The following is a 6119-nucleotide window of genomic DNA, read 5'->3' on the forward strand; positions in this document are numbered from 1 at the left end:
CAAATTCGATGCGCCGCAGGTCTTCGAAGCGCTCTATAAGCTTGCCGATCTCAAGCGCGCGACCGAACCCGTCTGGGACACGATCGATCTGATGCTCGTGCCGACGATGCCGCGCCCCTATACGGTGGCGCAGGTGCTGGCCGATCCGGTGCGACTGAATTCGAACCTCGGCACCTATACCAATTTCGTCAATCTGCTCGATTTATGCGCGCTGGCGGTGCCCTCGTCGGCGCGGGCAGACGGATTGCCCGCCAGCGTCACCCTGATCGGTCCGGTGGGGCAGGATGCGCGGCTGCTGTCGCTCGGGCGGCAGATTCAAGCGGCGTCGTGCCTGCCGATGGGCGGGACGGGGGAGCCTCTCCCGGTGCTCGCCCCGTTGCCGACCGTGCCCGAGGAAACCCGCATCGAAGTCGCTGTTGTCGGCGCGCATCTCTCCGGTTTGCCGTTGAATGGTCAATTGACCGACCTTGGCGGGTACTTGGTTCGCGCGGTCGAAACGCTGCCAGCGTATCGCCTATTTGCCCTAGCCGGAACCGTGCCGCCGAAGCCCGGTCTGCTGCGGGTCGCGGCGGGCGCGGCGATTGCCGTTGAAGTTTGGTCCCTGCCGAGCGCCGCCCTCGGGGCGTTTGCCGCTCAAATCGCGGCACCGCTGGGGCTCGGGCGGGTCAAGCTCGCCGATGGCAGTGCGCCGCTGGGGTTTCTGGTGGAAGCCGAAGCGACGCGAGGGGCCGAGGATATTTCGGCCTTCGGCGGCTGGCGCGCGTATCTCGCGCAGCGGAAATAGCGGTTAAGCGGAGGCGGCGCTGGCCGCCTCCGTATCGACATACTGTAAATAGGCCTGCTCCACGGTGCCGATGTGGCCCAACATCGCAGCGGCGGCGGCGGTTTGATCGCCTTTCAGAATCGCATCGACAACCAATTCATGCTCGCCGTAGGAGCGCGAGAGGCGGCCTAAGGTGCGGAACTGCGCGCGCCGAAACGGCGACAGGCGCGAGCGCGTCGTTGCGGTCAGTTCCGCGAGATAGGGATTATGGCTGCCTGCATAAATCAGCGCGTGAAACTCCACATTGGCTTCGTGGAACTGTTGCGGGTCGCCGTCGCGCACGAGGGGAGCCATCGACCTGTGCAGGGTTTCGAGCGCGCGTCGCTCCCGTGCGGTCATCGAGACGGCGGCATAGCCCGCACAAAGGGCTTCGAGATCGGCCATAACGGTGAACATTGCCGCCAATTGGTCTTTCGACGGGCGGGCGACGAGGGCGCTGCGGTGCTGGCGGGTTTCCACCAACCCGCTCGCGCCGAGCAGGCGAATGGCCTCGCGCACGGGGGTTCGGGACACGCCGAAGCGCGCGGCCAACTCGGTTTCGTCCAGGGCGGTGCCGGGCGCGAGAATGCCGCGAACGATTTCGTCCGCAAGCTGCTGGCGCAAATCTTCGGCGCGGGTGCCACGCCGGGCGGAGGGGCGAGGGCCGGTCATCCTAATCGTCCGTTTTTCCTTACTCGTTGCGACAGGTTTAACATCATCCCGTTACAGTCCGGAATCGGGAATAGAACTGACGTGGGCGTGAACAATGCGCCAGCCCTCCGCCAGTTTCGCCCAGGTTTGGCTCTGCCGCCCGATCTGCTCCGGAACCCCCGGATAGCGAAACAGCGTCGAGACCAACACGCAGGTTTCCGTGAGGGCGGTGACGCGCGTTTGCTCCCGTGCCCTGCCCTCGGGGACCGGGGTCGCCGACGCTCGCCAGGCTTTTACCGCGTCGATGCCATACTGAATTTCGGCGACGCCATAACGCACCACTTCCAGCGAGTCCCAGAAGACGGCATCCATCGCGGCCACATCGTTGCGCATCAGCGCGTCTTCATAGGCTTCGAACAGGGCGCGGACTTCCGCTTCGATGGGGGCGAGGCTCATGCTGACACCGCCTGCTGAAGGGCGGGCAGGGTGCAGGTCCAGCCAACGATGCCACCCTGGGCGTGGATCATCGCTAGCGTCGCCGTTTTAAACTCGGGGAAATAGCTTTCGGTGGCTTCCTCCACCAGCAAACATTCGAACCCCCGGTCGTTGGCCTCGCGCATCGAGGTTTGCACACAAACTTCGGTCGTAACGCCCGCAAAAACCAGTTGCCGGATAGAAGTTTCCGCAAGCATCGCATCGAGATTGGTTTTGTAGAAAGCCCCTTTGCCGGGTTTATCGATCACCACTTCCCCCGGCAACGGCGCGCAGCCGTCCACGATTTGATTGCCCGGCTCACCGCGCACCAGAATCCGCCCCATCGGTCCCGGATCACCGATGCGTAAGCTCGGTTTGCCGCGCAACCGCTTCGCGGGGGGGCAGTCCGACAGGTCCGGCTGATGCGATTCGCGCGTATGGATGACCGGCCAGCCTTTCTTGCGGAACAGACCGATCAAATCGGCCACGGCGGGAATAATGGCCGTGAGGCGCGAGACATCGTTGCCCAAACTCGCGCCGAAGCCGCCGGGTTCGACAAAATCGCGCTGCATATCGATAACGATCAGCGCGACGGCGGCGGGATCGAGCGGGAAGGGGCCGGGTTGGGCGGGAATTTCAATCATCATGGCCTCCTCAATGTCCTGCCATCGCGTGGCCGATGGCGGTGCGGTCGGCCTCGGCGGCGGGGGCAAGATAGGTGATATGGCCTTCGGACATCACGGCGATGCGGTCCGAGAGTTCCAAAATCTCATCGAGATCTTCGGAAATCAGCAAAATCGCGGTGCCCTTATTGCGCAAGGCCAGTAACTGCCCGCGAATATCGGCGACCGAGGCAAAATCGAGCCCAAAGCAGGGGTTTGCAACCACCAGCACGGCCACGTCGCCCGAAATCTCCCGCGCCAGCACCGCCCGCTGCACATTCCCGCCCGACAGCGCCTCCATTGGCGTCTCAGGCGAGCGGGTGCGGATATTGTAGCGCTCAATCAGGCTTTCGGCCTTGGCGCGGATTTCTTTGCCCGACAGGAACCAGCGGGCTTTTGCCAAGGGGGCCTTGTCGAAACTGCGAAAAGCCAGATTTTCCGCCACGCTCATGCGCGGCGCGGTGGCGTTCTTCAGCGGCTCTTCGGGCAGGCTGAAGACCTTCATCAGGTCCATTTCGGCGCGTTTGGGGGTAAAGGGCTTGCCCTGCACGAAAATCCGCCCATCGGCGAGCGGGCGTTGCCCGGCGAGGATTTCCAGCAGTTCCACCTGCCCATTGCCCGAAACACCCGCGAGCCCCAGAATTTCACCCGCATGAACCTTCAGGTCGAGTTCTTTAACGGCCGGTAAGCCATCGTCGCCATCGCCGTAGAGCGCCACGAGATCGACCGCGATGGGGGTTGCGCCGTGATCGACCCGCGCGGCGCGTTTTGGCACCTGGGTTTCGCCGATCATCAGTTTGGCCATCGCGTCGGTCGAAAGCTCCGACACAAGACCGCCGCCAACCTTTTTCCCCCGGCGCAGCACGGTGACGCCATCGCAGAACTCGGTCACTTCGCGGAACTTATGGGTAATCATCAGAACGGTGAGATCGCCCGCCTGGGTCATGCCGCGTAAGAGCCCGAGGATTTCCGTCGCCTCATCCGGGGTCAGCACCGAAGTCGGCTCATCGAGAATCAGGAAGCGCTGATTGAGGTAAAGCTGCTTCAGAATCTCCAGCTTCTGCTTCTGCCCGGCGGCGAGGCCGGACAAAGGAATATCCAGCGGTACGCGGAAGGGCATGCGGTCGAGAAACGCGTTCAGCGCGCGGGTTTCCTTGGCCCAATCGACCACCAACGGCACATCGGCCCGCGCCATCACTAAGTTTTCCGCGCCCGTGAGCGAGGGGACCAGGGTGAAATGCTGGTAGACCATGCCGATGGCAAGCGCCCGCGCCTCGCGCGGTGTCGCAATCGTCACTTGCTTACCGTCCAGCAGGATTTCGCCGCCGTCGGGCTGATAGAACCCCATCAGGCATTTCACTAGGGTCGATTTGCCGGCGCCATTCTCCCCCAGTAGCGCATGAAAGGAGCCTGCGGGAACGGAAAGCGACACAGCGTCGAGCGCCTGGAACGCGCCGAAGCGCTTGCCCATGCCGAGAATATCGATGCTAAGGGCGCGGCCTGTCATGGCAGGGTCGCCAGCAGCGCTTCGGAGGTTGCGACGGCCCCGAAGACGCCGCCCTGCATCTTCACCATGCTCAGCGCGGCGAGGTGGTTGCTATGGTCGGTCGCGCCGCAGCAATCCTCCACCAGCAGGCATTCATACCCTCGGTCATTGGCCTCGCGCATAGTGGTATGGACGCAAACATCGGTGGTGATGCCCGTCAGAATGATATTGGCGATGCCGTTTTGGCGCAGGATAAGGTCCAAATCGGTGGCACAGAAGCTACCTTTGCCGGGTTTGTCGATGATGACTTCGCTGGGCAGCGGGGCCAAGTCGGGAATAATCTCCCAGCCGGGCTCGCCGCGAACCAGAATCCGCCCGCACGGCCCCGGATCGCCGATGCCTGCGCCGATCTGCTGGGAGCGCCAGCGCTTGTTCGGCGGCAGATCGGCCAGATCGGGGCGGTGGCCTTCGCGCGTGTGGATGATGAAATAGCCCTTTTTCCGCATCGCCGCCAGAAGCCGCTTGATCGGCTCGATCGGCGCGCGCGTGAGCGACAAATCATAGCCCATGGTGTCGACATAACCGCCTTTGCCGCAGAAATCGGTCTGCATATCGATGACGATCAGCGCGGTATTCTGCGGGCGCAAATCGGCGTTCCAGGGCCATTCGTAGGGGGATGAGGCGACCAAGGGCATGGGTAACTCCCGATACTAGCGCGTAATGGAAAGCTCGCTCGGCGCATCCTTCAGGCTGCGTTTCGGCGAGACCGAGGCGATCATGATGAGCAGGGTCAGAATGTAGGGCGCGGCATTGAACAGATAGTAGCCCTGGCTAATGCCGATGGATTGCAGCGCCGGGCCGAGCGCGCCCGCGCCGCCGAAGAGCAGCGCGGCGACGAAGCAGCGCAGCGGGTTCCACCGGGCGAAGATCACCAAGGCGACGGCGATCAAGCCTTGCCCCGACGAAAGCCCCTCGTTCCAGCTTCCGGGATAGGAGAGCGACAGGAAGGAGCCGCCGATTCCCGAGAAGAACCCGCCCAAGGCCGTGCAGATCAACCGAACTTGGCCGAGCGAATAGCCCATCGCCCGCGCCGCCGCCGCACTATCGCCGACCATGCGGACGATCAGGCCCCAGCGGGTGGTCTTGAAGCCCCAGGCCATGACCAACGCTAGGGCCGCACCGACGAAGAAGAGCGGGTTGATGTCGAGCGCCGAGGCGATGGCGGGGTTGCCGGTCCAATCGCCTAGGGGAATCCCCGGCAGGCGTGGGGCGGCAGGCTGAATGAAGGGTTTTCCGAAGAAGAAGGCAAGCCCGGTGCCAAACAGCATCAGCGCAATCCCGACCGCCACATCGTTAATACGCGGCAAATTGCACAAGAGCCCGTGCAGCACGCCGAGGCCGAGGCCCGCAAATCCAGCGACCAGCACGCCGAGCCAAGGCGAGCCGGTCGTATAGGCGGTGGCATAAGCGCTCATCGCGCCGAAAATCAGCGTGCCTTCCAGCCCGAGATTGATGCGCCCGCTTTTCTCCGTTAGGCATTCGCCCAAGGAAACGAACAGAAACGGCGTCGAGACGCGAATCGCCCCGGCGAAGATGGCGAGTAGAACGGTCCAAAGTCCCGGATCTTGGCTCATCGGGCGGCGCTCCTTGCGTCGGCGGGGCGGAAGAAGGGCAGGCGGCCATAGAGGGTTTCGCTCGCGAGCAAGGTCACGAAAATCACCCCCTGCATCAGCAAAACCGTGGCGTCGGGAAGCCCCATGCGCCGCTGGATCAAGCCGCCGCTGGCGGCAATCCCGCCGAACAGCAGCGCGACGGGCAAAATCGCCAAAGGATTATGCCGGGCGAGAAAGGCGACCAGAATGCCGGTGAAACCATAGCCCGCCGCGAGCGAGGCATTCGCCCGCCCGTGGATTGCCGCCACTTCAAAGAAGCCCGCCAATCCGGCGGCCGCCCCGGCCAGCATCGAAAAGCCGATGATGAGTTTCCCTACGGGGAGCCCTTGCGCTTTGGCCGCGCGCATATTGCCGCCCGTCATCCGTGCGGC

7 protein-coding genes and 1 pseudogene are annotated in these 6119 nt (G+C 63.6%); 1 reads left to right on the forward strand and 7 read right to left on the reverse strand.

Annotated elements, in window-relative coordinates; all coding sequences use genetic code 11:
• On the forward strand, positions 1–784 hold a 784-nt coding region (locus ACIQ36_RS17445; protein WP_395831670.1), incomplete at its 5' end, for an amidase family protein.
• Positions 785–787: 3 nt separating this feature from the next.
• Here ACIQ36_RS17445 and ACIQ36_RS17450 read toward each other — a convergent pair.
• The 7 genes and pseudogenes from ACIQ36_RS17450 to ACIQ36_RS17480 form a co-directional block, all read right to left on the reverse strand.
• Positions 788–1474: a GntR family transcriptional regulator gene (locus tag ACIQ36_RS17450; RefSeq protein ID WP_395831672.1), complete on the reverse strand. Its 687-nt coding sequence runs from the start codon at positions 1472–1474 to the stop codon at positions 788–790.
• A 51-nt stretch (positions 1475–1525) separates the two neighbouring features.
• A complete protein-coding gene (locus tag ACIQ36_RS17455) occupies positions 1526–1909 on the reverse strand; it encodes an AtzH-like domain-containing protein (RefSeq protein ID WP_395831674.1) in 384 nt (127 codons plus the stop codon).
• Positions 1906–2574: a cysteine hydrolase family protein gene (locus ACIQ36_RS17460; RefSeq protein ID WP_395831676.1), complete on the reverse strand. Its 669-nt coding sequence runs from the start codon at positions 2572–2574 to the stop codon at positions 1906–1908. The genes ACIQ36_RS17455 and ACIQ36_RS17460 overlap by 4 nt, the downstream gene beginning before the upstream one ends.
• Positions 2575–2581: 7 nt before the next feature.
• Positions 2582–4096 carry an ABC transporter ATP-binding protein gene (locus ACIQ36_RS17465; protein WP_395831678.1) on the reverse strand — a complete coding sequence of 505 codons (1515 nt, stop codon included), beginning with the start codon at positions 4094–4096 and terminating at the stop codon, positions 2582–2584.
• Positions 4093–4770 (reverse strand): cysteine hydrolase family protein, encoded by a 678-nt coding sequence (locus tag ACIQ36_RS17470; protein WP_395831680.1) that lies wholly within the window; start codon positions 4768–4770, stop codon positions 4093–4095. Before ACIQ36_RS17470 ends, ACIQ36_RS17465 begins: the two co-directional genes overlap by 4 nt.
• Before the next feature lie 15 nt (positions 4771–4785).
• Positions 4786–5709 (reverse strand): ABC transporter permease, encoded by a 924-nt coding sequence (locus ACIQ36_RS17475; protein WP_395831682.1) that lies wholly within the window; start codon positions 5707–5709, stop codon positions 4786–4788.
• Positions 5706–6119 (reverse strand): annotated as a pseudogene (locus tag ACIQ36_RS17480) (ABC transporter permease); the annotation flags it as partial. The pseudogene ACIQ36_RS17480 and the gene ACIQ36_RS17475, both read right to left, overlap by 4 nt.

The sequence above is a fragment of the Elstera sp. genome (assembly GCF_044372965.1).
Classification (GTDB): domain Bacteria; phylum Pseudomonadota; class Alphaproteobacteria; order Elsterales; family Elsteraceae; genus Elstera.